Origin of the sequence: Sediminicoccus sp. KRV36, assembly GCF_023243115.1 — a bacterium.
Lineage (GTDB): Bacteria > Pseudomonadota > Alphaproteobacteria > Acetobacterales > Acetobacteraceae > Roseococcus.
Window position 1 is genome coordinate 1390709 of sequence record NZ_CP085081.1, and the last position, 23144, is coordinate 1413852.

Genomic DNA, 23144 nt, shown 5'->3' on the forward strand with positions numbered 1-23144 from the left:
AGTTGCCTGGGACTGCGACCGTTCATGCTACCGGCGGAGGCAATTGCTTGGGCGGAGCCCGCGGCACTGCGCGCATCGGCCCATGACCGCTGTGGGCTATGGGCCATTTCGGCCGCAGGGATTATGGCGCGGGCGTCCTCTCACGCGCACTTGCCGCCGCCGGTGATGCTGTGGTTTGGCATCGCATAATTCGCGTGGTTGAGCGTCAGGCCCACCGACCGCAGCGGCAAGGGCAGCGGTATGGCCACCGGGATACGCGGCAGGTGGCCGGTGTTGAAGCATAGGCGTGGCTCAGCGCTCGCCGCGGCCTGGCGCGGAATCCAGCCTTGGGGCGGCGCCACTGGGTGGGAAGATCCACACATTCCCCTCCCACGCGCCGCAATCAATGCCCAGATGCGCGGGTTGCAGGGGAAACCCCAGGAATGAGCGCTCCATGGTGGTGGTGCGGAAGACCTGGACCGCGTCGGATGCGCGCACCAGAGCATTGGCGTGGCCGGCAATCTCGCGCATCAACAGCCGGCCATTGCCAGTGAAGCCAGTGGTCGAGCTGTCATCGGCCGCGGCGCAGGCATACAGGTCAATCATGCCGCCTGGGGCGAATTTGCCGCGCAGCGCCTGGAACGAGCCAGCGGTCGCGAGGGTCAGATCCTCCCATCCCAGCGAAAGCCCAAAGCCTCCCCCGACGCGGGAGACCATCCGACGCTGATCGGCCACGCCAGCCTCGATGCCGTGGCAGCAAATGGACAGCCGGCGCAAGCGATGGCGGCCAACCACGCCGAGGATCCTCCTGAAGAGCGTGTAGAGATGCGTCTCCAGGCCGACGACGAGGTCAGAAGGCCTTGGTTCCCGGTAACGCGGGGCGACCCGGCGATCCATGACCCGCAGATGGATGTCCGCCACGTTTGTCTCCCTGAAACGGCTGAAGTTGCAGCGGACAGCCTCTTCAAGGCAAAAATATGCCTTCGTCTCGACCGTTGCGCCACACGGCGTTGCCCCTGGTGGTCGTGGCGTGCGGGTGGAGTGGCCGCAGGAAGCTGAGGGTCTGCAGCTTCGTGGAGCAACCGACCGGGGGGGAGAGGCCGCCCGCCCGAGCCCATGGGGGGAGATGGCTTGAACGGCCTACACCGCCAGCCTGGCCGTTGGCTGCGCCCAACACAGAGCCAAGTGGATGACGCAGGGCTGTTGCGGATCGTCAGAAGCACGGGCCGACCGGGGACCACATCCCGCGAGCAGTCCCGCCTTCGCGGGTATCGTGTTCTGGCGCGCGCGCGTGCTGGCGAGCGGGCAGGCCCTCATCCTGGTTATCGAATGCGCCGACGGCCACTCTCCTTCCTCTCTCCCCCGTAGTCCTGTGAGAGGCTGCGCAGCCGACGGCTTTGTGCGTCTCGCGAGCCAAGCCAAGGCGGTCGCAAGACCAACAGGCCACGCGCCGCTCAGGCCGGCCCCTCACTCAGATCCAACTCGACCAGATGGGCCACATGCTCCGTGCCGCAGGACAGCTTTTTCGCCACAGTGCTGTCCGGTGTCACGACCCGCCAGAAAGGCACGACCTCATGGAGTGCCTTGCCCTCCGCCAGATCGCGCAGGCTGACCTCGGCGACCACGCGCAGGTAGATTGCTGTCGTGACCGGGCACATCGCCTGCGCGCCAGCCTTGCGCGCGAGTTCGTTGCGCAGCCGGTGGATCGTTCGGGTCTCGCCTCGGGGGATCCTGGCGAGGTAGGCGGCGATGTCTCCCGGCGAGGAACTCAGCATCGTGCTGCCCGCCTTCACACCCGCAAAGTCGGTATGGAGCGTCACCACATGCGGTAGCTTCGCCGCGCCGAAGCGCTTGCGCCAATCTGTCGGCTTCTTTGCCATCTATCCCTCCACCCGTGCCTTCAGAGCCGCCAGATACCCGGTTGCGAAGGCGATTGGATCAAACAGGAGCCGCGCGACGATCCGGCCCAGCGGGGAGGGCACTGTTGCCCGCTCCACCACTGCGATCCGCGTGCCCCCTGCGATCGGTTGCAGCAGGGCATGCCATTCTCCCGAATAGCCGGCGTCTGAGGAAAAGCGCAGACGTACCCGCTCCGTGGAGATCTCCTCCGCGACAAAGGAGATCCGCTCGCCCCGCGCCGTCACCTCGACCCAGCCATCCCTCGTTCGGGTCACCGACCCCACATCGCGCCATTCTGGCTGCGACTCGACATCCGCGATCACCGCCAGCACCCGCTCGGGCGGCGCGGCGATGACCGTCTCCGCGCGTCCCTCACGCGAGGCGGGCAGCAATGCGCCGGTCAGGACAACAAGCCCGGCCAGCAGGGTCAGGACGCAAAGGGACCATGTCAGGACGCGTAAGAAGACTTTCCGGCTCATGGGCCATGACCTAGCGATTGCCGCGAGTGGACAGAAGTACCTCGAAATTTCCGATTTTATTTCAGAGTATTAGGCCGAGAGACGACGCTCGAATCCCTGCCGCCCGATGCTCGGGCCGAGTGACGTTTGTCGCTCCAGCGCGAGGTCTCCCCATGTCTGATGGGGAAGATGCGATTTGCGTTCATGCATGCTGACCCGGGGCGGAACACTTGCGCGGCAGGCTGGGCCTTCGCCAGGGATATGTGCTTCCCCCCGACCCATCCAGGTGTTGCGTAAAGCGGTGCGAAGTTCCGCAGTGCAAGATCCCGAAGAGGCCCGAGCTGTCCCGACCGATCAGGCTGACCCGAGAAGGGCGGACCACCTTCTGCTCAGCGGCGTCGCCGGTCTGGCGTAGGAAAGGGAACCGTCACCAAATAGTCTCTGGCGGGCAGCGGCGGCCAAGGATGCTCGGCCCGCTACACGCGTTGGATCGCAGCACTTTTCTGCCCTTCGCCGAGGCACCCGCCGCGCCAGTGCGGGACGACCCCATCCACCGACTATGGGACCTCTCCATACCGGGCGCCGATGCGGCCGTCCCAGGCTCGGATCATATACGCTTGCGCATAAGGGTTGAGCGGAGGTGCCGTCTCGCGACCGGTCAGCGCGGCAGCCAGTTCGGGCGTCATTGCCGTCATCCAGAGCCTGTCAGCATCGAACTGGGAAGTCCCGGGCTGGGTCGCGGTTGCCGGGGCGATATCGCGAGCCGGGCCGCCGGGGATCAAGCCGCGGCCAAAAAGCTGTCGCTGAGCGCCGGGTCCGAGCAAGTAGCTTGCCAGAGGACTCAGCAGCGGCAAGCGCTCAGCCGGCACGCCGCGCGGTACAGCGAGAATCAGGCTGTTGGGTACCAAGGGTGCATCATCAAACAATGAGCAAAGGGTGTCGGGTGGCAAGAATCCACCAGCCATCCCGAACAGATAGGCCGGGAGCATGACGGGGCAGAGATCCACGCCTCCCTCGGCGAATTCCTCCGCGACGGCCTGACCAGAACTGGGATAATAATTGGCGAAACGCCCGAGTTCGAGCAGGTACTCCCAGGTCCGGTTCCAGCCATTTTGAGGATCGAGCGGAGCGCGATCCCTGAGTAGGAAAGGCATGGCGGCGACGAAAGCCTGGCCAAATCGTGACTGACCAGGCCTCGCGTATTGGAAGCGCCGTGGATTTTGCCTGGCATATTCAAGCAGGTCCGCGGCACTGCGTGGTGCGGAGGGCAGGACCGAGCGGCGATGAAGCAGTACGGGTCCGCCAGGGGCAGTGCCAATAACGAGGCCGCCGATGCCGATATTCGCCTGCACCATTTGCCCGGTCGGCGTGAGCAGGGGTGTGCTCGTCTCGAACAAGGCGGCCGGGAGGGTCTCCCAGAGGTCCTGTGCGGCGCCCAAGGCGAAGCCGGCGACGTTGGTGAGGACTGCGTCAAAGAGCAGCGGCCCCGCCAGCATCTCTTCCGCCAAGTCGCTCCCGATCCATGGGACCATTTCGTGCCGCACGGTCTCAACCGGCAGACGAATTCCTTGTTGGAGTTGAATGTCATCGATGACGGTTTGGCCAAGCCGGATGTTTTCGGGTGCGATGACGAGAGCAAGCCCTGGTGAGCTGCCCGTCCTGTCTTGCGCCTGGACGGGAATGGCGCAGCTGGCGGCGAGGAAGCTGCGGCGGGACAGCCGGTTCATCGCGGCGGAACCAATCCACGATAGCCGCTCGTCATGCCCCGCACCTGAGCGGGCTCGGCGACGTCTGGCCTTGCCCACTGGCTTGGCGCCGGGCGCGCAGCTGGCTCCGGGCGGGCTGCGGGCTCGGGCTGTGCGGCGGCCTCCTGCCCTGACCCGGTGAGTCTGGACCAGGCCGACTGCGCGGTGTCCAAGGCGCGCTCCATTCGCGACGGCACGGCCGGGGAAGCGCTGGGGACAAGCGCGGGCGGCTCCACAGGCAAATGTGGTGCCAGGCGGGCCTGCAGCACGAGCGATGCGCCGAAGTAATCCGGCGCATCAGCGACGCCGAGGGACGCGCCATAGGTCCCGCCGAGGTGATTCCGCACGAGGGCGTGCACCGCGCGAAGGCCGGCGTGACCGGGATAGGACGGCGAAGCGCCGGTGTTGAGGTCTACCCAGGCGGGGGGGCGCAGCGTGTGCCCGGAAAACTCCCAGAACGCATGAGCGGATGGCAATGGCAGGCCATTCAGATTTTGCCAGGCCAGGTTCAGCGGGATGCGAACGGCATCCCATGAGAACCGACTGGGCCAGCGGCTCGCCGGCACGGGCGGCCCTCCATGGGAGGGCAGGAGAAGCCAGTCGGGTGGCAAGCGCCAGCGCCCGAACGCAGCCTCGTTCATCAAGGCGAGGCCGTCGGTTTCGAGCGCCGCCCAACGTGGATCCGGTGCGGCGCGGGAGAGGGCCCGCAGCGCGGGGAAGGCGTAATAGGAGAGATTGACGATCACTCCCTGGCTGTCCTGGAAGCCGGACCGTCCCGGCAGGAGGATCGTCCGCCCGCGGAATTCCGTGACGCAGCAACGAAGGATATCGGTCGCGATGCGCTCCGCAGCGACACGGTATTCTGGCGCCTGCCAGCGCTCAGCGGCCATGAGCAATGCCCAGGCGATGAAGATGTCGCCATCCGTCGCGTTGTTCGTATCGGCGACGCGAGGGTTGCTGTTGGGATCGAAGCGCCAAGCATGCAGCCTGTCACCGGACCGGGAAAGGTGGCGCTGCGTCCAGTTCCACATCAGGTCGAAGCGCGGCCGGTCATCGAAATACACGGCGAAGAGCATGGCATAGCCCTGGCCTTCGCTGTGCGAGATCCCGCGATTGGCCGTGTCGATCACGCGCCCCTCAGGCGCCAGGTAGCGGCGCGTATAGCCTTGCCATTCGGTTGCGGCCGGGGGCGGCGGCGTGACGGCCAGGGCCGGAGCCAAGGCGAGCAGCAAGGCCACGATCATGGCGCCTCCACCGGATATCCAGGCTTTGCTCATGCCTTGTACTCCTTAGTGATTCGAACGGTTGCATGTGCCGCAGGCCCGGGCAAGCGCGTTGCTGAGCGGCCCCACTTCAGATGTTTGGTCCTGCCAATTGTTGGTGCCGATTTTCCTTGAGGCATTCGGATGTTCCCGCACATGCTTTGCAGACTGATCTGTTGCCTGTTCTATCGCTCGGTCGCGTGCGGCTTTCGTCTTGATGCAAGCCGTCATCATCCGCGCAGGACCAGCGCCAGGCCTCGCCGTACATCTCTGCCGCTGCCTGGCGATCCGCATGGGGAAGTTGCGCTTCAGGCGATCGCCCTTGATGATGCATGGTGCCCGGCCGCCGCATATTCGGGCGGGGGCGCCATCCCGGCTCAAGGCCAGAATGATTCGCTGGGGGAATGGCGATCCCCTACCGCAACGCGGACTTCGCTGAAACATCGCTGTTTGTCCTCGCGATAGAGACGGCGGCGAAAATCAGAGCGGTAGACCACCCCAACATCAGTGATCCGCAAGCGGCCTGCAGCGCGCCAAAGATGCGGAAGCCGGGCGCCAGCAAGATATCGCCGTAACCGAGTGTGGCGAAGGTCACGAGCGAAAAGTAGAAAGCGTCGTCGTAACTCTGCAGCGCTCCGCGCCAGAAAAGAAATCCGGCCCAAAGACCGACCTGCGCCACATGGCCGAACATCAGCGGCACCACTGCGCTGAGCGAAATCCAGAAGGCCCGCCGAAACTCCGTTGCTTCCCGCAGGCGCCTGTCGAAGACGCGGACAATGGAAAGCAGGGCGGCTTGCGCCAGGACCTGCAATGCCACGGTGCCACTCACCAGGAGAAGAACTGCGGCTAACCTGTCCATCGAAGGCTCCCCGATCGTGGTGTTGGAAACTCTCCTGACCCGGCTCTTCCCCCGCCTCTTCGAAGGGAACCGCGTCGAGGCACTTCCGCGTCAGCATGACCTGCGCCAGGGCTCCCGAGCGATGCCAGCTCCAGGCGCAATCCAGGTTCCTGGGCTGGCTCAGCCATGGTTGGCGCTGCCTGCTGTTCCCGCGCCAGCCGGGGATAGTTGCTCTAGATCTGGCGCTTGGCGGCCCGCATGGCCGGCCAGGCGGCGCTTTGAGGTGGTCGGCTCAGGTGATCCGTGTGGGGGCAACAGCAGTGTGGTCGCCGCGACCGTGTAGAGGGAGAGGATGGCGATATCCATGATCCGGTCGAGGACCGGGACCTCGAATGCATGTGGAGCCGCCGCGAGGCCGAAGAGCGTCAGGAAGGTTACGAGGCCGGTCAGTGCCACCGCGCCGCCCGGTCGGCGCCGCGCGCTCATGATCCATTTGGCGAAGGCCAGCGATCCCAGCAGTGTCATGAAGGTGAGGGCGGGCAATTGCGGGCCAATATCCAGAACCCCCGATGCGAGAGCAGCGGCGACGCTTCCGATGAGGTTGCCCAGCAGCAGGATCACGAGTTGCATACGCCCTGCAGCCGGATCCTGTGCCGACAGGAAGGTGACAAGGCCAAGCAACGCCGGGAAGGCGAGTGCCGTAGGCTCGGCGAGGTAGTAGAACTGTGCCGGCAACACGATGGCGACCTTGGCAAGCGTGTGCGCTGTGCCCGTGTTGTCCGGAACCGGCTCGGCTTTGGCGGGCGTTGCCGCGCGTATCGCTGTCTCCTCCGATCTGACGGGAAGGGCGGCGTGCAGCAGCCAGACGACGAGCATCGCCCGGACCGCCGAGGTGACGAGGGTTTCCAGCACGCCAGCCCCCAGCATCTCCGCCTGGAAGGTGAGGACCGGGACGACCGCGGTGAAATTGAGCAGCATGGTCGCGGGCAGCGACGGCTCGCTTGCCGCGCGCTCGCGCATCGAGAAACCAAGGTAGAAGAGTAGCCCGAGTGCTGCTGCGAGGATCAGCGGCCGGTCCGAGAAAGTGGAGGCGACGGCGAAGGCCACGCCACCCGTCGCCAGGATCACCCCGACCAGTGCTGCGGCCTGGCCCAGCCGTGGCGGCCGGGGCATTCCGACGAGAATTTGCGCGGTGAGCACCGCAGTGAGCCCAGGCAGTGGCTCCCCGGCCATCGTGCCCCAGACCAATGCGAGCGTTGTGGCCAGTGCGAGCCGCAGCGCGACCCGATGCGGGGGCACATCAGGAGACATAGGTCAGCACCGCGATCAGCCGGATCCAGAACCAGGCGAGCGCATTCGCGATGGGGTGCTCGTCCGTATAGACGATGACATTGGCGCGGGCGTTGTAGCGCACGCCGCGCGGCCGCTCCTCACCGGTGTCGAGCGCCAGTTGCACCGGGAAGCGCTGTGCCGGCGCGAACCATCCACCGCTTCCCTGGCGCGCCTTTGGCAGGCCGGTGGTGGAATCCAGGTCGCCCTCGCCCACGCCCCAGCCAAGGCTGTCCACCCGAGCGGAAAGCACGCGGCCCGGCAGCACATCGAGCACAATCTCCGCCCGCGCCCCTGGCCTGATGTGTTCCAGGCTGTTCTCTCGCAGGAAAGCCTGAAGCCAGATCAGCCGGGCATCCAGGAAGGTCAGCGCCGGCTGACCGACGCCGGCGAACTGCCCGACATTGAGCTGAAGGTTGCTCACCACGCCATCGCCAGGTGCGCGCAGGGTGCTACGGGCGAGGTCGAGGCGTGCCTGAGCGAGCTCGGCCAGAGCCTCGCGGATCTGCGGATTATCCGCGCCCTGCGGGCCGAGTGCTTGCCGCGCCTGCTCCAGCGAGGCCTGCGCGTGCAGCACCTTGGCTTCGGCGGCATCCAGCATGGAGCGTGCCTGATCGCCTCTCGCGGCCGGATAAATGCCGCCGCGCACCAACTCAAAAACGCGCGCGGCCTGCTCGCGAATATTCTCCCGCCCCGCGATCTCCTGCATGAGTTGCGCCTGGGCCGCATCCACCCCGGCTGTCGAAGCGCCGATCGCCTGTCCGGCCGCGGCGAGCCTCGCCTCGGAGCGCTCAACTGCGATGTGGAAGGGAATGGGATCAATCCGGAACAGCAGATCACCGGTCTGCACGATCTGATTGTCACGCACGGCGACTTCGACGACCTTGCCAGAGACCTCCGGGGCGATCCGGACCACGAAGGTGCGGACGCTTGCGTCGCTGGTGTATGGCGTCAAACGGTCGGCGATCAGCGTCCAGCCGAACATCAGCAGGAACAAGACGAGGGTCACCAATGTCCAGCGCCGGACCGGATCAACCGGCCTGGACAATGCAACCGCTTGCTCCGGCGCCGGAGCTTGCGTCTCGTTCATGCCCACTCCTCCCAAATCACCGTCGAAAATGCCGAATGACCACCGGCTTCCTGCCTATCCGTCAGCGAATTCCTCTCGGAAGGAGGATGCCACGTGGAACCGCCCGGCGCGCTTCAGCCGCCTCGCTCTGGATCATCCGAGGGAACCCTGTCCGCACCCGATCCGGCAGCGACCCAGGCCATGAAGATCTGATAGCCCAGCGCGAACAGCGTGGCGCCGACGAACATCCCGAGAATTCCTCCCGTCGCCATGCCGCCCAGGGCGCCCAAAAGGATGATCGGCATCGGCGCATCGACCCCCCGGCCCAGGAGTACGGGCTTGAGGACATTGTCCGCCATCCCGGCGACGAGCAGGAGCGAAGTAAAGAGGATTGCCGCGCCATTTCCGTATTCTCCGCTCGCCCAGATGTATCCGATCGCCGGAAGCGTCACGATGACCGCCGGCACCTGCGCGATCCCCAGCAACAGTGCGATGAGGGCGAGCACGCCGGCCAACGGCACGCTGGCCGCCAGCAGGCAAAGGCCGATCAGGATGGCCTGGATCAAGGCCACGCCGACGACGCCCATGGCGACGGCGCGGATCGTTGCCGTGGAGAGCCGGCTCAGTTCCGAGCCACGCGACTCGCCTGCGAAGCGTTGGAAGATCGCACGGCTGCTCCGCCCACCCGCGTGGCCGAAGGCCATGAAGATGCCGGCGATGACGAACGAGGCCAGGAGCTTCAGCAATTCTCCGCCGATGCTCGCGACGAAGCCAAGCGCGCCCCTCGCCAGGTCGCCGATCTTGGGCTGCATGCCCTGTATCAATGCCGGAAGGTCGGCGTGCGCCTGTGACCAGAACGCATGGAGTTGGCTGCCGATCACCGGCCAATGCGCCACGGAGTCTCGCGGTGGCGGGATCACGAGGGTATTGCCTTGTATGCCGTTGATGAGTTGGTGCACGGAATCTCCAAGTGACATCATCAGCATCGCCGTAGGCCCTACTATGAGGATGATGGCGAGGAGCACCAGGAGCGTCGCGGCCAGGCCCTGCCGGCCATTCAGCTTTCGTGCCATGAGTTGGTGCAAAGGAAACAAGGTAACAGCCAGGATCACGGCCCAGGCCATGAGGGTCAGGAAGGGTGAGAAGACCTGGTAGCAAAGCAGCACCATGGCCAGGATGAGACCGGCACGGATCAGAACATCGAGCAGGCCCGATGCCATGCGCTTCTCGAGTTCGGGGTCGGTGGAATTCATTTGGATTGCCAGCACCTCCTGCACATTTGCGGATCACGCTACTCGGCGTCCGCGCCTCCTCGCCTTATTCCTCAGCGACGTCGGACACACGAGATCGGTCTCGGCACCGCATCGCTTCACGTGTCGCTGCTTGCATCGAAACTGCCGCGCACCCCCACTTGCGGACGATGCGCCAAATGGGGTCCGCGAAACAACGCCCCGACGGGGCAGGGGAGGTTATTCACGGTGACGTTCGCGCTGGCTGTGCTGCCCCGCCGCCACATTCGCTTCAACAGGATTTCAGCCGGGTGTCGCGAATCCAGCCTGGAACTGGAGTTGGCGATCCCCCGCCCTGGTGGATGGTTGTGGGACCAGAAATCGAGTGCGATGGAGAGGCAGGGAAATCCTGGCGCGGTCTGCATGAAGGTGATGTCGGCCAAACTCACTCGCCAAGTTCGGGCGCGAACGGCTTCGGCGATGCGATTTCATCAGCTGGCGACGGGATTCTTGCGGAGGGACCGCACCATAGCCGCGTCTCAGCATGGAGCTTCCGTGGGAGTGTCAGGCTGTCCACGGCCAGGGGGCAACTCCAACTCCGGAGTACCGCCGGTCCTCGCGGCACCGAAATCAGTCGCCGCGCCTCAGCAACAGATCCTCCAGCGCATCAGATCCGCCGATCAGCATGATCTCGACGCCGACACAGAGCAGCAGAAACGCCGAGAGCTGTGTGACCACACGGGTCCCTTCGGGGCCGAGCACGCGGGCCATCAGGCTGGCGCCGCTATAGGCATTGAGGATGGTCAGGCAGATCGCGCCCACGACGAGGAAGGACACGGCCGATGATAGCAGGAAGGTTTGAACCTCCTGCCCGCGCCCTGCGCCGAGGGCGATCGCTGCGGCGATGGTACCTGGCCCGGTGGTGAGCGGCATGGTCAAAGGGAAGAAGACGATCCGCTTCACCGCCTCGTAGTTCCCACTGCTGCGCGCGGCCGGGACCGTGGTATGCGGCGCCTCCTTCAGCATGTTCCAGCCTGCATGCGCCACCACGAGCCCGCCCGCCAGCCGCAGTGCTGGCACCGAAATGCCGAAGAAGCCGAGGATCGCTGTGCCGAAGAACAACGACACCAGCAGGATGAAGAGCGCGTTCAGCGCGATTCGGCGCGCGATCCAGCGTCGCTCCGCTTCCGTCAGGCCGAGCGTTCGCTCCAGGAAGACGAAGGCAAGGCCATAGGGGTTGATGATGGCGAAGAGCGTGCCAAAGCCGAAGACGAAATCCCCCACCACGCCCGTAACGGAGAGGCCGCTCATCTCGCGATCTCGCCCACGATGATGCTGCCCCAACTCGTCGGCAGGATGTGGCCGAAGGGCACGGCGGGGGTGTAGCCCAGCACCGCGACCGGACTGTCCGAACGGTCCTGCACGGCAGGCATCTCTGCCATGACGGATCCCCGGCACAGCATGTCAGGCGCTCTCCTCCCGGCACACGGTACGCCGGCCCCTCGATCTGCCACTAGGCCGAGCGGCGGCACGGAGTGCACGCTGGCGACAGCGTGGCCATGGCAAGGGCGATGCGGCCGACCGCGGTGAGCCTGACCGCGCAGTCGGTGCCCAGCCGGCGAGGCACACGCCCCTGCAGGGATGATGCTTGCCGGGGCGCACCAGCCGGACGCGCCGGAGGTTTCGCGGCCCGCCACCGTTATGGTCCGACCGCGAAGAAGGGCAGCGCCAGGAATGCCTTTGCAACAAAGGCGTTGGCGAGATCGACGAAGAACGAACCTGCCAGGGTGATCAGCAGGAAGGCCTTCGGCGCGGGTCCGTAGCGCTTGGCGATCTCGTCCATCGTGGCCATCGCGACCGGCATGGACGACAGGCCGAAGCCCAGGAACCCCCCCGAAGCGACGGCCGCCTCGTAGTCCCTGCCGAGGAGCCGGAACAGAACAAGGTAGGCAATGGCCACCGTCAGGCTCACCTGGATGACGACGTTGATCACCAGCGGAACGATGATCTGCGCGACCGAGATCAGCGGCGTCGCCATCAAGGCGGTCACCAGGAACAACTGCAGGGCCACCGCACCTCCCGTCTCGATAGGCCCGAAGGCAAGCCGGAAGCGGAATACGTCAGCAAGGTTGGTGATGAGCACGCCGGCCAGCATCGCCGACAGGAAGCCTGGAAGCAGCAGCCCCGCATCCCGTGCGATAAGGTTGAGCTTCTCTCCGAGATAGACCGAGAAAGCGATGACGAAGAGCGATGCGAGAAGGCTTTCCAGGTGATTGGCTCCTTGCACCGCGGCTGCCGCCGTCCCGGTATCATTAGCGGACGGGTTGCCCGTCACCGTCCCGCTCGTGCCGGAGAGGCGGTGCCGGCGGACGATCCATCCGGTGACAGGCCCGGCGACAAGAGCGCCTGAGACCACCGCGAGCGTGGCCGCACCCACCCCGACGACCTGCGCCCCCGCCAGCCCCTGCAACTCCAGTTCCCGAGCCCAGGCCATCGCGGTGCCGGGGCCGCCCACGAAGGAGAGCGACCCGGCGAGCACTCCATAGGCCGGCGCCGCGCCCCAGGCCGTCGCGAAGGCGGCACCTGCCACGTTCTGCGCGACGAGTACCAAGACCGTGACGCCGCATAGGATCAGCAGCGGTTTGCCGCCGCTCCGCAATGCACTGAGCTTCGCCGACAGGCCGATCGAGGTGAAGAAGACGAGCAGGAGCGCATCCCTTATCCGCGAGCCGAACGCCAAGTCCACGTTGAGGAGCAGTTGCCCGATAAGCACGAGCAGGGCGACGATAAGGGCGCCGACCACCGCGTTCGGCATGTCCATCTTCTGCAGGACCGGCACGGACTGCCGCACCGCCTTGCCGACGAACAGCGCGACGATGCCAATGATCAGCGTCGCAAGTTCGTCGAATTCATAGCGCACCATGTCGTGGTTCCTGTCGGGGCTCGCATCTTGGCTACTGCGCCAGCAGCATAGCGAAGTAGCCAAAGACCGTCAGCAGCACGCCCGAGACGGCATAAGCCACCGGGAAGCCGATCCAGGGCACGTTGGACTGGATCTCCACTGCCGCCTCGCGGCAGGGGCCGCTGTGACTGCGCGCCCCGGCCACGCCGCCCATCAGCACCGCCGGGTTCAGCTTGAACACGTGGTAGCCGACGGCCCAGACCACGATGGGTGGAATGGTGCAGGCGACGAAGCCCACCAGGAAGATCTTCACCGCGAGAACGCCGGTGAGCTGCGCGAGCAGTGAATTGCCCGCATTGATGCCCACGATGGCGACGAAGACGATGAGGCCCAGATCCTCCAGCACGTTGCGCGCGGCCGCCGGCGTGTTGCCAAAGAAGCGCAGCCGCGACGCGACGGAGGAGACGATGACGCCCGAGATCAGCAGCCCGCCCGCATTGCCCAGGCCCACCGTGGCGCCGAAGGCCGGGAATTCGACCTGGCCGATCAGGAAGCCCAGGATCATGCCCATGGCGAGCGTCAGCAGGTCTGTCGCGGTGGAGGGGCGCACCACGCGGCCGAACGCGGCGCCGATCTTGCTCACCGCATCCTTCAGCCCGACGACGGTGACGATGTCCATGCGCTGCAGCGTCGTGTTGGTGCCGATGGGCAGCGGCACGCCTGAACGCTCGACACCTACCACCTGGATGTGATCGGCGCCGGGCAGCGTGCGCCATTCCTCGCGCGTCTTCTTCAGAATGGCGCCGTTGGTCACCAGGATCTCGGCGCGGTCGAGCGGCAGGTCGAGTGCCGTGCGGTCCGAGACCTCGGGGCCGATCAGCCCCATTTTCTCGGTCATCGCCGCGCGCTGACCGCCGAGCGCGATGATGTCGCCCAGGCGGAGCGGCGTCGCCTTATCTGCGCCCAGCGCCGCGCCCTCCCGCACCAGGTTCACGAAGCGGTATTCAGGGCTCTCGCGCAGCATGTCGGCCATGGTGCGGCCGACCCAGGCGGCATTCTCCAGCCGGTAGGCGCGCAAGCCTCCCGCCGTCCAGCCGGAGAGCGAGGGCGCATCGCCCGAGGCCACGCCGTATTGCTTCTCATAGGCCTGGGCCGAGGCGCGCGCATCGATGCCCCACCATTTCGGCAGATACTTCGTGATCAGGATGATGCCGACCGTGCCCCAGATGTAGGTGATGCCGTAGGAGAGCGCGATCATGGCGCTCACCTGCTCCACGCTGGTGCCGGGCGGCAGGGCGATGGCGCCCGCGATGGCCGCCTGCTCGGCCGATCCGATGGCGGCCGACATGGTCTGCGAGCCGGCAAGCATGCCGCCCGCCGCCCCCACCGGCAGGTCGAAAAGCTTGGCGCCGACAACGACGAGTGCCAGGCCGCAGATACTGCTGATCACCGCGAGGAAGGTGAACTTCAGACCGTCGCCGCCCAGGCTGTTCACGAAGGATGGGCCGACGCGCAGGCCGACGCCATACATGAACAGATAGTAGAACAGGCTCTTGGTGAAGTTGTTGAGCTCCAGCTTCTCGCCATAGGCCGAGGCCCAGACGGAAAGCCCGCAGCCCACGATGATGGCGGCGGCGACCATGCCGAGCCCGTAGCCCGCGATGGATTGCCGCCCGATCCAGACGGCGAGGCCCACCGTCAGGAAGAGCAGGATGAAGGGGTTGGTCGCGAGGAAGTGAAACAGGGCTTGCATGATGCTGTCCTCCCGCTCAGCGCTTGCCGCGCGCGGCGACGGCGTCGGGCTTCAGCAGCTTCAGGCCGCGCGCCTTCTCGTAGCCATGGATCTCCTTCACATCGAGCTTGCGCATGAAGTCGATGGTCTCCTGCGTCAGCACCTGGCCGGGCACCATGATCGGAAAGCCCGGCGGATAGGGGATGACGAAATTGGCGGAGACCATCTCGGGCCCCTCGCGCAGGCGCCGGTCGCATTCCGCGCCCGCGAGCGGGACGTATTCGCAGAGGGCGGGGTCGTAGGCGCCGAAGAAGGCGCTGCGCATGTCGCCCTCGGGCGTGGTGCGCCCCGCATCGGCGCGGAACACCTCGTGGAAATGGCTGAAGTTCGGCAGGTCCGGCACATCGGTCATCAGCGCCTTCACCCGTGCGGCGAAGGCCTCCCGCTCCGCTGGCCCTCCATCGGCGAGGCGCTTCTCGATGCCGTGGCAGATCTCGACCAGCACGCGGATCAGATGCGCCACGTCGCTGCGCGTATTGTTGATGTTGGACTGCAGCAGCACGCTGTTGCGTGAGGTCTTGTTGAGCTGGATGCCGTAATCGGCCGCCAGCAGCCCCTTGAACTGCGTGCCGTCAAAACCCGCCGTGCCGCAGACCATCGTCATGCGCGTGGGGTCGAGGTAGAACTCGTCCTCCTTCATGGCCTGCATCAGCGCGCCCCAGGTGATGCCCGGCGCCGCGAAGTCGGTGATCCCGGATTGGCGGTATTCGGCCGGGATCATCGCATCCGGCCCCAGCACGCGGAAGTACTTGGAGATCAGCGGGTGCTCGTTCACCGCGCGGCGGATGCGCAGCGCGATCTCGATCGCGTTCATCACGAGACCGTAGCCCTCCAGTTCCATCTGGCGGCGGGCGACGTCCAGGCTCGCGATCAGCTGCTGGTTGGGGCTGGTCGAGGCATGGGTGAAGACCGCCTCGTGGAACTGTGCCTCCACGGTGTGGAAGTCCACATCCTTCACCAGCAGCATCGAGCCCTGGCGGATGGCGGACATGGATTTGTGCGTGGAGTTCGTCTGGTAGACCCGCAGCCGCACCCGGCGCGGATCGGGGATGAGGCGCGTGGCCAGCAGCGTCTCGTCGGAGGGCGCCTCGCCCAGCGCGGCGCGCTGCGCCTCATAGGCGGCGATGGAGGCGGGATCGCGCAGCCATTGCTCGATGTCCGCCGCCGCCCCCATGGCGGTGCGCGGCCGCAGGAAGGGCGAGAAGCGCGCGAAGCCGGACCAGGCCTCATCCCAGAGGAAGATGAGATCGGGCTTGATGGCGAGGCATTCCTCCATCACCCGGCGCACATGGTACATGTGCCCATCAAAGGTACAGTTCGTCAGGTCGAGCAGCTTCAGCCGGTCCAGCCGCCCCTCGGCGCGCAGGGCCAGGAGCGCGCGCTTGATGGAAGCGAGCGGCACCGCGCCGTACATCGAGTATTCCGTCATCGGGAAGGCCTCGACGTAGTAAGGCTGCGCCCCGGTCAGCACCATGCCGTAGTGGTGTGACTTGTGGCAGTTGCGGTCCACCACCGCGATGTCGCCCGGCGCCAGCAGCGCCTGCACCGCCATCTTGTTGGAGGTGGAGGTGCCGTTGGTGACGAAGAAGACGTGGTCGGCGCCGAAGGCGCGTGCCGCCATCTCCTGCGCGCGCTTGATGTTGCCCGTCGGCTCAAGAAGGCTGTCGAGGCCACCCGTCGTCGCGCTGCTCTCCGCGAGGAAGAGGTTGATTCCGTAGAATTCGCCCATGTCGCGAATCCATTCGGATTTGAAGATGGACTTGCCGCGCGCGATGGGCAGGGCGTGGAAGGTGCCGATGGGCTTGCGCGCGTATTTCTTCAGATTGTCGAAGAAGGGCGTCTCGAAGCGCGCCTGCACGCCCTCCAGGATCGCCAGATGCGTCTCCAGCGGCTCCTCCACCGCGTAGAAGATACGGCGGATCACATCGGCCTCAGGATCGCCCGCCAGCGCCTCCACGTCATGATCCGAGAGCAGGTAGAGATCGAGCTCGGGCCGGATGCGCTTCAGGATCTGGCCAAGCCGCAGCGCCGACGCCTCTGGCCCCTCCGGCACGCCCATCGGGTCGAGGATGGCGCGCAGCGTCGGCACCTCATGGCGGGAGCGATAGGCGAAGCCTTCGGCCAGGACGACCGAGATGATGTCAGGGTTGCTCGCCGTCGCGCAGACCGCGTCCTCGAAGGATCCGACGAAGACGGGTTCGTAGATGAACGCGTCCTCTGACCGGCGCAGGCGGCGCAGCTCCGCCGCCAGGCCGGGCCAGTTCGCGGAAGGCTGGCTGTTGACGAAGAGCACCTCGAAATAGGGGCGCCGACCCGCGCCGCCGCCGAGCGTGGGAGGTAGTACCTCAGCCACCTCCGCCGCGCTCTTTTCGTCCGCGTCCCAGTCGCTGTGGCGCTCTCGATACGAATGCGTGAGCAGCGCGTTGGAGACGCGGCGGGCAAGGCGCGCCGCGCCGACCGCGTCATTGGCGTTGACCTTCTCGGTGAGGCCGCCGAGCAGCACTGGGCCGGGATAGGCGTGGTAGCCCTCGATGGCCATCATGCCGTCCAGACGGGCTTCCATCTCGGCCCGCTCGATGAGGCCCTTGGCCCAGGACTCCGCAAGATGCGTGAGGTCCCGCCATGCATCCGCGCGACCGGAATGGATCATGAGGAACTGGTCGAGGGCGGGTGACATGCTGGTCATCGAACATCTCCAACGTAATCAAACACGGCTTTCATTTCGGGGCGCCGGAGCCTTGGGCAGTTTCTCGGGGCGGTCGCCGCCATTGCTGATGGTGGCGAACATCTTCGTCAGGACCGGGACGGGGGCTGCTTCACCCGGCACATGCCGACACCGACCTGCGGGAGCAGGCACTCATGCGTGGCGCTGGAGGTGTAGACACCGTTCCGCACGATGACGGCCTGGTCCATCATCAAGGCTGGCAGACCGCGATAGCTGTCCTGCCGGGGGCAACGCTCACTGATGTTGAACCCGATGGTGACGGTGCTGGCGCCGAGAGCCAGAGGGAGGGGCAGCCCCGTGCGCCCATACTCGATCCCGCCGCAGGACGGGGCGTTCGCCATCGCATGAATCGTCCCATAGGTACCGAGCACCGCGCCGGCTCGGATCTGGACGCTCTGACCCGCGGCGATCTGCGCACGCGAGGGAAAATCCGCGTCCGTGATGGTGGGTTCTTCGCGCGTCGGCATGGGCAGCGGCGTGGGCTCCGGTGGTGGCGGTGTGGCGGGCCCGCAGGAGACGAGCAGCAGCGAAAGACACGTCGTCGTGATGATGCTCCGCATAGTCGACCTTTCAGCCATCGCAGTGGCTCTTTGGGACATGTCATCGGCGTGATCCCGTCGCCGCTCCGAAGCGCCACGATCAGTCGGGCAACTGACGATGCGGTACAGTGCGCCGGACCGGCAGCGCTCCGACAAGTCGTCTTGGGTTATTCACGGTGACGTTCGCGCAACGCTGGTGCGCTCCCGCCTCAGGCGGAGCGTGAGACGAAGCGCTTGATCTCGCCCTCGAGCGCTCGGATCACCGAGCGGTAGTCGGCGATCTCGGTCCCGTGCGCTGCGTCGCCCAGCTCCTCGAAGCGGCTGAGACAGTTGCGCGCGAGTGCGTATTCCTCGCACATGCTGCGAAAAGAGGGATCGGAGAGGCAGAGGCGGAGGATCAGCCCTGCCTGGTCCGGAAAGCAGGCGGTCACGGAGTCGAGGCCGTAGCGGCGATCAGGCATCTTGTCTGTGGTCCCATGACGGGCAATGGGTGCAAGAGACGGACCGGCGGTCCAGACAAAGGCTCATGACGACCGCCTCGCGCTTGACCTCGGCTCTGGTTTGCCCTGCCCGATGGGTCAACAATTTCCTGGTTTCCGGGGCGCGGTCCACGTACGTCACCGTTAATGCCCGTGCTCCCGCAGTGGCAGCCACAATGCGCGAATTGTACCGGACATAAAATAAAGTTGCCGCACTTTTGTGCTTCTGCCAGCATGGGAAGCTTATGAAATTTTAGTCAGCGACGGCAAAACGGAAAACGCCAATGAAATGGCACGCTATCAGATTGGCTGGAAATGCCACTGAACCCGGTGCTTGGCTCGTCGTCCATGTGGCGTAGAGCGTGAGAGAGCTTGGCTATCCGCCCGGGCTTGAAGCAGGGAGGCGCGGCATGGATCACGGGACCAACTCTCCGTCGCCCGATGCCGTCCGAGAAGTCCTTCAGCGAATCCTCGGCGCGCCCGATTTCAACACGTCCGACCGTAACCGCGCCTTCCTGAAATTTGTCGTCGAAGAGGCCCTCGAAGGGCGCGGCCATCGCATCAAGGCCTATACGATCGCCACCACCGTGTTCGGGCGCGGCCCAGCCTTCGACCCGCAATTGGACTCGATCGTGCGGATTGAAGCGGGCCGCCTGCGGCGCGCCCTGGAGCACTACTACCTGACCAGCGGCGTGAATGAGCGGGTCCGCATCACGCTTCCGCGCGGCGGCTACGTTCCGAGCTTCGGCTTTGCCGCGCTGGAAGAACCCCTGCCCGCGCCCCTCTCCTCGCCGCCGGAGCCGCGTGCCAAGGCGAAGATCTGCACCATCCTGGTGGCGCCCTTCGAGGAAGAGGGTGGCCCGAGCCCCCTGCCCAGCTTCGGGCGCGGCCTGACGCGGCAGGTCATCGCCGCGCTGACCTGCTTCACGGATCTCTGGATCCTCAGCTCGGAATCCTTTTCCGAGCAGGAGGGCGGCACCCTCTCCACCGCCTTCCTCGAGAAGCTTGGCGTGGACTTCGTCCTGACCGGTGGCGTGAGCGTCACGCAGGACAGCTTTGCACTTGAGGCCATGCTGCTGGATGCGCGCACGCGCCGCTACGTCTGGGCCGAGCATTTCCAGCGCAAGTTCATCCCCTCCGACATCCTTGAACTCCGCGATGAGATGGCGAACACCATCGCCAGCACCCTCGCGCAGCCCTACGGCATCATCTTCAGCAACAAGGCGACGGAAATGGCGGGGCAGCCGCCGGAGTTCCTCGATTCTTATGGCTGCGTGGTGCGCTTCTACCAGTATTATCGGACCTTCGATCGGAATGACTTCCAGGACGTCCTGGCGGGCCTCGAACGCGCGATCCGCGCCGAACCGAGTTATGGGGAGGCCTTCGCCTGCCTCTCGCTGATGTATTCGGACGGCCACCGCTTCCGCTATGATCTACCGAGCCCGGGCGTGGACCTCAGGGAGAGGGCGCTTCAGCTGGCGTTTCGCGCAGTCGAATTGGCACCCCATTCGAGCCGCGCCTATCACGCGCTCGGCCATGCGCAGTGGTTCAGCGGCGACATTGCAGGAGCCCTCGCCGCCTTACAGGTGGGACACGCGCTGAACCCTAATGACACGAACCTGCTGGCAGATCTCGGCCTTCGCCTCGCCAATCTTGGCCGTTGGGGTGAGGCGCTGCCGTTGCTGGAGCGCGCCTTCGCGCGTAATCCGGCCAAGCCCAGCACTTATCGGGTGGCCCTGGCGCAGTACCACTACGTCCACGGACGGTATGAGCAGGCCCTTTCGGAAGCACGGAAAATCAATGCGCCGACGGTGATCTATGGCCACCTGCTGATCGCAGCCGCGGCCGCGCAGCTTGGCCTGCGGGCTGAGGCGGCAGAAGGCCTCCGGCGCGTCCTCGCCATTGACCCGCATTACGGCGACCGAATCGTTCGCGATCTGGTCGAGCGACACATCCATGACGAAACGATCCGAGCGGTGCTGGAGGGGTTGCGCAAGGCGGGCATGACGGGGCGCGAGATGAACGGCCGATCAGCGACGGGCATCGGCGCCGCCAGCGACGCCGGGCAGACCCAGATCTTCCCGGTCGCATTGTCACAGTAACTAACGCCCCGGGAGGCGGAAGGAGCGGCAAGACAGCGGGTTTTGCGCGCTAGGCTTGAGGCGTGATCCTCCTGCTCCAACCCGAATGGAAAGAATCCGTTATGAAACGCCGTATTCTCCTCGCGCTCCCGCTCTCGCTCCCCGTCCTGACCGCTTGCCAATCGGTGGATGTGGCACAGGTCACCACGCTCGTCGGCGTCGTCGAGACGGTGGACCCTAGCAGCCGCGAAATGCTGTTGCGCGGCCAGGCCGGTGCCCAATCCGGCGCGCTGCTGACCATGATCGTCGGCCGTGCGGTGCAGCGGCTGAACCAGATCCGCCCGGGGGACCGTGTCACCGTGCGCTACTATCAGGCGCTGGCCGCCCAGGCGGTTCGTCCCCTGGCCGGCGCCAGCCAGCCTTTCGCCGGCGCCAGCATCGCGCGCGAAGCGGCCCGGCCAGGCGGTGAGGTCACGCGTGTCCGCGCCGGTCGCGTCACCATCACGGCGCTGGATCGCGACACGGCCACGGTGAGCTTCGTCGGCCCAGGCAACCTGACGCGCACGGTCACGGCCGAGAACCCTCAGGTCCAGTCCTTCATCCGCTCGCTTCGCGTCGGGGAGCAGGTGGACATGGTCTATGAGGAAGCACTGGCCATCTCCGTCGAGCCCATGTCGTAACCTTATCGCTCACGGGGTCGGTGGCACATACGGATGCGACCGGCCCCTACACCTTGCCCGCAAGATATGCAGAACCCCCGAAGCGGGCATGCAAGGAGGAATTCGTAAATGCTACAAAGGTTCAAGGTGACCTTGCTGGTAGCGGGGCTCGGCGCCGCCAGCCTTCCAGCGGCGGCGCAGGTCACGCCCGACAATTTCGTCGGTGGCCGCGTCTCGGACCTGGCCGCGCTCTGCGCCGCCGGGCCGGGCGACCCCAATGTCGTCTCTGCGGTGAATTTTTGCCACGGCTTCCTGATGGCGACGGGTCAGTTCCATGCCGCGCTGACACGGCCGGGCGGGAAGATTGCACCGATGTTCTGCCCTGCCTCGCCCTTGCCCACCATCGCGGCGATCACGGCGGGCTTCGTGGATTGGGCGCGCGCCAACCCGCAATATGGCGGTGACCCGGCGGTGGAGGGCGTGGTGCGCTTCGCCACCGCCGTCAGCCCATGCCCCACCCCCGCTAACCGGCGCGCCCGCGCCGCCGCGCGTCCCCAGTAAGCGAAGGAGGAAGCATATGCGCAAGATCCTGATCCTGCCCGTCCTGGGCCTGCTGGCACTGACCGGCTGTGAGGGCATGAGCGAAACGGGGCGGACCACCGCCACCGGTGCTGGCCTGGGCGCCGCGACAGGCGCGATTGTCGGCTCCTTCAGTGGTAATGCGGGCTGGGGGGCGCTGGCGGGTGCCGGCGTCGGCGCCGCCGGCGGCTACCTCGTCGGCCGCAGCCGGGACGCGCAGCGGGCTGCCTATACGCAGGGCTATTACCAGGGCCAGGCCGGCAGCACGCGCTGAGGCCGCCTCAAGCCCTGCTCTTGCATAGGGCGACCATGACCGGGCGCGGTCCCCTGCATCCAGATCCGCGCCTCCTCAATGCCCACCACCCAGCACCAGCGTCTTGAAAGGCAGCAACGCCACCTGGATGCGCAGCAGGATGGCATGCACCAACCCCACCGCATCAATCCCGTGCAGCGCGATGCCCCGCAGTGTGCCCATCGCCGGATCGCTCAGCGCCTCGTGGTTGGAGGTATAGGCGTTGGCGACGCAGTTGCTGCCAGGGATGACCTTGTCGAGCCCGCCGGGATAAAGCGGCTCCAGGATCGCCAGGACCGTGCCGGGGCGGCTGAATTGCTGCGCGTCCAACAGAACGTCGCCGCCGCGGATTTGCCCGCTGGCGACGAAGGACTGCACCTGCGTCACCACCATCGGGATCACCGTCCAGGGCAGGGAGGCGCAGCTGGCCTCAGCCAGCATGCCCGGCCGCAATACCCGCGCTTCGATCTGGCCAAATCCGGCAGCCAGGCGCGGGCTGCGAGCACCCAGGTCATCGGGGACCAGCACCCCGGCGGGGCGGGCGAAGGGGTTCACGATGTCGCCCACCTGAAGCAGGAACTGCTCGACCCGGCCGGAGACGCCGGCGCGGATCACGGTCTTGTCCAGTTCGGCCTCGGCCTGGGCCAGGGCGGCGAGGGCGCTGGCGCGCTCGGCCGGCAACTGGTCGGAGATGCGGGCGGCGACGGCCTGCCGGGCGGCCTCTGCGGCAGCGACGCCAGCCTCCCGCGTCTGCACCGTCACCTGCATCCGCTCCACCTCGCGCCGGGCGGCGACATCGCGCAGGGCCTGGCGCATGGCCAGTTCATCGGCCGCCTGACGCAGTGCGCCCTGGGCTTCCAGGACGCGAGCATCGGCCGCAGCGAGATCGGCCTGGGCCACGAGCCGGGCGGCGTCCACCTCGGCCACCGCGCGCCGGGCTGTCTCGACCGCGGTGCGCTGGGTTTGATCGGCCAGACGGAAAAGCGGCGTGCCAGCCTCCACAGCCTCGCTGCCGCGCACGTGGATCTCGGCCACGCGGCCATTGATCTGCGGGACGATGGGGACGGTGCGAAAGACGGCGCTGACATGCACGCTGGTCGGATGGAAGTAGAAGACGAGGGTGATCAGGCTGATCGCGAGCAGCAGGCAGGTGACGATGCCCCAGCGCAGCTCGAACCAGACCGAGAACAGCGTGATCTCATGGCCGAAGCGCTTGCCCTGCGCGTAGCGGCGGAACAGGTAGTCCGGCAGGATGGTGAGCAGCGAGCAGAACAGGATTTCCAGCATG

22 protein-coding genes are annotated in these 23144 nt (G+C 66.2%); 4 read left to right on the forward strand and 18 right to left on the reverse strand.

Going from position 1 to position 23144, the window contains the following annotated elements:
• Positions 1 to 291: 291 nt before the first annotated feature.
• From LHU95_RS06200 to LHU95_RS06275, 17 genes are all read right to left on the reverse strand, one after another.
• Positions 292 to 900 carry a hypothetical protein gene (locus LHU95_RS06200; RefSeq protein ID WP_248710503.1) on the reverse strand — a complete coding sequence of 203 codons (609 nt, stop codon included), beginning with the start codon at positions 898 to 900 and terminating at the stop codon, positions 292 to 294.
• 533 nt (positions 901 to 1433) lie between these two features.
• A complete protein-coding gene (locus tag LHU95_RS06205) occupies positions 1434 to 1859 on the reverse strand; it encodes an MGMT family protein (protein ID WP_248710504.1) in 426 nt (141 codons plus the stop codon).
• The gene (locus LHU95_RS06210; RefSeq protein ID WP_248710505.1) at positions 1860 to 2357 is read right to left on the reverse strand and encodes an SRPBCC family protein; all 498 of its coding nucleotides are present in this window, start codon (positions 2355 to 2357) and stop codon (positions 1860 to 1862) included.
• A gap of 536 nt (positions 2358 to 2893) precedes the next feature.
• Positions 2894 to 4063: a hypothetical protein gene (locus LHU95_RS06215; RefSeq protein WP_248710506.1), complete on the reverse strand. Its 1170-nt coding sequence runs from the start codon at positions 4061 to 4063 to the stop codon at positions 2894 to 2896.
• Positions 4060 to 5358, reverse strand: a complete 1299-nt coding sequence (locus tag LHU95_RS06220; protein ID WP_248710507.1) for a glycosyl hydrolase family 8 — start codon at positions 5356 to 5358, stop codon at positions 4060 to 4062. The genes LHU95_RS06215 and LHU95_RS06220 overlap by 4 nt, the downstream gene beginning before the upstream one ends.
• 400 nt (positions 5359 to 5758) lie before the next feature.
• Positions 5759 to 6160, reverse strand: coding sequence for an ion channel (locus tag LHU95_RS06225; protein WP_248710508.1), 402 nt, complete (start codon positions 6158 to 6160; stop codon positions 5759 to 5761).
• 201 nt (positions 6161 to 6361) lie between these two features.
• Positions 6362 to 7492, reverse strand: a complete 1131-nt coding sequence (locus LHU95_RS06230; protein WP_248710509.1) for a DUF2955 domain-containing protein — start codon at positions 7490 to 7492, stop codon at positions 6362 to 6364.
• On the reverse strand, positions 7482 to 8600 hold the full coding sequence (locus LHU95_RS06235) for an HlyD family secretion protein (RefSeq protein WP_248711511.1): 1119 nt from the start codon (positions 8598 to 8600) through the stop codon (positions 7482 to 7484). Before LHU95_RS06235 ends, LHU95_RS06230 begins: the two co-directional genes overlap by 11 nt.
• 113 nt (positions 8601 to 8713) lie before the next feature.
• The gene (locus LHU95_RS06240; RefSeq protein ID WP_248710510.1) at positions 8714 to 9832 is read right to left on the reverse strand and encodes an AI-2E family transporter; all 1119 of its coding nucleotides are present in this window, start codon (positions 9830 to 9832) and stop codon (positions 8714 to 8716) included.
• Between the two features lie 116 nt (positions 9833 to 9948).
• The gene (locus LHU95_RS06245) at positions 9949 to 10251 is read right to left on the reverse strand and encodes a hypothetical protein (protein WP_248710511.1); all 303 of its coding nucleotides are present in this window, start codon (positions 10249 to 10251) and stop codon (positions 9949 to 9951) included.
• A gap of 187 nt (positions 10252 to 10438) precedes the next feature.
• Positions 10439 to 11119: a MarC family protein gene (locus tag LHU95_RS06250; RefSeq protein ID WP_248710512.1), complete on the reverse strand. Its 681-nt coding sequence runs from the start codon at positions 11117 to 11119 to the stop codon at positions 10439 to 10441.
• Entirely contained in the window at positions 11116 to 11250 is a 135-nt protein-coding gene (locus LHU95_RS23335) for a hypothetical protein (RefSeq protein WP_283094292.1), read from the reverse strand. Before LHU95_RS23335 ends, LHU95_RS06250 begins: the two co-directional genes overlap by 4 nt.
• Before the next feature lie 257 nt (positions 11251 to 11507).
• Positions 11508 to 12731, reverse strand: coding sequence for a sodium/glutamate symporter (locus LHU95_RS06255; protein ID WP_248710513.1), 1224 nt, complete (start codon positions 12729 to 12731; stop codon positions 11508 to 11510).
• A gap of 31 nt (positions 12732 to 12762) precedes the next feature.
• Positions 12763 to 14463, reverse strand: a complete 1701-nt coding sequence (locus tag LHU95_RS06260; protein ID WP_248710514.1) for a transporter — start codon at positions 14461 to 14463, stop codon at positions 12763 to 12765.
• 16 nt (positions 14464 to 14479) lie between these two features.
• The gene (locus LHU95_RS06265) at positions 14480 to 17188 is read right to left on the reverse strand and encodes an ornithine decarboxylase (protein WP_248710515.1); all 2709 of its coding nucleotides are present in this window, start codon (positions 17186 to 17188) and stop codon (positions 14480 to 14482) included.
• A 107-nt stretch (positions 17189 to 17295) separates the two neighbouring features.
• Complete coding sequence (locus LHU95_RS06270) at positions 17296 to 17787, reverse strand: hypothetical protein (protein ID WP_248710516.1); 492 nt, start codon at positions 17785 to 17787, stop codon at positions 17296 to 17298.
• Between the two features lie 188 nt (positions 17788 to 17975).
• Positions 17976 to 18227, reverse strand: a complete 252-nt coding sequence (locus LHU95_RS06275) for a hypothetical protein (protein WP_248710517.1) — start codon at positions 18225 to 18227, stop codon at positions 17976 to 17978.
• A gap of 428 nt (positions 18228 to 18655) precedes the next feature.
• Between LHU95_RS06275 and LHU95_RS06280 the strand changes: the two genes are divergently transcribed.
• The 4 genes from LHU95_RS06280 to LHU95_RS06295 all read left to right on the forward strand — a co-directional run bounded on the left by LHU95_RS06280 (position 18656) and on the right by LHU95_RS06295 (position 21838).
• Positions 18656 to 20347: a hypothetical protein gene (locus LHU95_RS06280; RefSeq protein ID WP_248710518.1), complete on the forward strand. Its 1692-nt coding sequence runs from the start codon at positions 18656 to 18658 to the stop codon at positions 20345 to 20347.
• Between the two features lie 101 nt (positions 20348 to 20448).
• Positions 20449 to 21006: a hypothetical protein gene (locus tag LHU95_RS06285; protein WP_248710519.1), complete on the forward strand. Its 558-nt coding sequence runs from the start codon at positions 20449 to 20451 to the stop codon at positions 21004 to 21006.
• A 108-nt stretch (positions 21007 to 21114) separates the two neighbouring features.
• A complete protein-coding gene (locus tag LHU95_RS06290; RefSeq protein ID WP_248710520.1) occupies positions 21115 to 21546 on the forward strand; it encodes a Rap1a/Tai family immunity protein in 432 nt (143 codons plus the stop codon).
• A gap of 16 nt (positions 21547 to 21562) precedes the next feature.
• Positions 21563 to 21838: a glycine zipper domain-containing protein gene (locus LHU95_RS06295; RefSeq protein ID WP_248710521.1), complete on the forward strand. Its 276-nt coding sequence runs from the start codon at positions 21563 to 21565 to the stop codon at positions 21836 to 21838.
• 75 nt (positions 21839 to 21913) lie between these two features.
• Here the strand turns inward: LHU95_RS06295 and LHU95_RS06300 are convergent, their stop codons facing one another.
• On the reverse strand, positions 21914 to 23143 hold the full coding sequence (locus tag LHU95_RS06300) for an HlyD family secretion protein (RefSeq protein ID WP_248710522.1): 1230 nt from the start codon (positions 23141 to 23143) through the stop codon (positions 21914 to 21916).
• Position 23144: the final 1 nt, after the last annotated feature.

Excerpts from the sequence above, each read along its gene's own strand:
- LHU95_RS06205 (WP_248710504.1), bottom strand. The coding sequence starts at position 1,859 with ATGGCAAAGAAGCCGACAGATTGGCGCAAGCGCTTCGGCGCGGCGAAG.
- LHU95_RS06210 (WP_248710505.1), bottom strand. The coding sequence starts at position 2,357 with ATGAGCCGGAAAGTCTTCTTACGCGTCCTGACATGGTCCCTTTGCGTC.
- LHU95_RS06215 (WP_248710506.1), bottom strand. The coding sequence starts at position 4,063 with ATGAACCGGCTGTCCCGCCGCAGCTTCCTCGCCGCCAGCTGCGCCATT.
- LHU95_RS06220 (WP_248710507.1), bottom strand. The coding sequence starts at position 5,358 with ATGAGCAAAGCCTGGATATCCGGTGGAGGCGCCATGATCGTGGCCTTG.
- LHU95_RS06230 (WP_248710509.1), bottom strand. The coding sequence starts at position 7,492 with ATGTCTCCTGATGTGCCCCCGCATCGGGTCGCGCTGCGGCTCGCACTG.
- LHU95_RS06235 (WP_248711511.1), bottom strand. The coding sequence starts at position 8,600 with ATGAACGAGACGCAAGCTCCGGCGCCGGAGCAAGCGGTTGCATTGTCC.
- LHU95_RS06240 (WP_248710510.1), bottom strand. The coding sequence starts at position 9,832 with ATGAATTCCACCGACCCCGAACTCGAGAAGCGCATGGCATCGGGCCTG.
- LHU95_RS06250 (WP_248710512.1), bottom strand. The coding sequence starts at position 11,119 with ATGAGCGGCCTCTCCGTTACGGGCGTGGTGGGGGATTTCGTCTTCGGC.
- LHU95_RS23335 (WP_283094292.1), bottom strand. The coding sequence starts at position 11,250 with ATGGCAGAGATGCCTGCCGTGCAGGACCGTTCGGACAGTCCGGTCGCG.
- LHU95_RS06255 (WP_248710513.1), bottom strand. The coding sequence starts at position 12,731 with ATGGTGCGCTATGAATTCGACGAACTTGCGACGCTGATCATTGGCATC.
- LHU95_RS06260 (WP_248710514.1), bottom strand. The coding sequence starts at position 14,463 with ATGCAAGCCCTGTTTCACTTCCTCGCGACCAACCCCTTCATCCTGCTC.
- LHU95_RS06265 (WP_248710515.1), bottom strand. The coding sequence starts at position 17,188 with ATGACCAGCATGTCACCCGCCCTCGACCAGTTCCTCATGATCCATTCC.
- LHU95_RS06270 (WP_248710516.1), bottom strand. The coding sequence starts at position 17,787 with ATGCGGAGCATCATCACGACGACGTGTCTTTCGCTGCTGCTCGTCTCC.
- LHU95_RS06275 (WP_248710517.1), bottom strand. The coding sequence starts at position 18,227 with ATGCCTGATCGCCGCTACGGCCTCGACTCCGTGACCGCCTGCTTTCCG.
- LHU95_RS06280 (WP_248710518.1), top strand. The coding sequence starts at position 18,656 with ATGGATCACGGGACCAACTCTCCGTCGCCCGATGCCGTCCGAGAAGTC.
- LHU95_RS06285 (WP_248710519.1), top strand. The coding sequence starts at position 20,449 with ATGAAACGCCGTATTCTCCTCGCGCTCCCGCTCTCGCTCCCCGTCCTG.
- LHU95_RS06290 (WP_248710520.1), top strand. The coding sequence starts at position 21,115 with ATGCTACAAAGGTTCAAGGTGACCTTGCTGGTAGCGGGGCTCGGCGCC.
- LHU95_RS06295 (WP_248710521.1), top strand. The coding sequence starts at position 21,563 with ATGCGCAAGATCCTGATCCTGCCCGTCCTGGGCCTGCTGGCACTGACC.
- LHU95_RS06300 (WP_248710522.1), bottom strand. The coding sequence starts at position 23,143 with ATGCTGGAAATCCTGTTCTGCTCGCTGCTCACCATCCTGCCGGACTAC.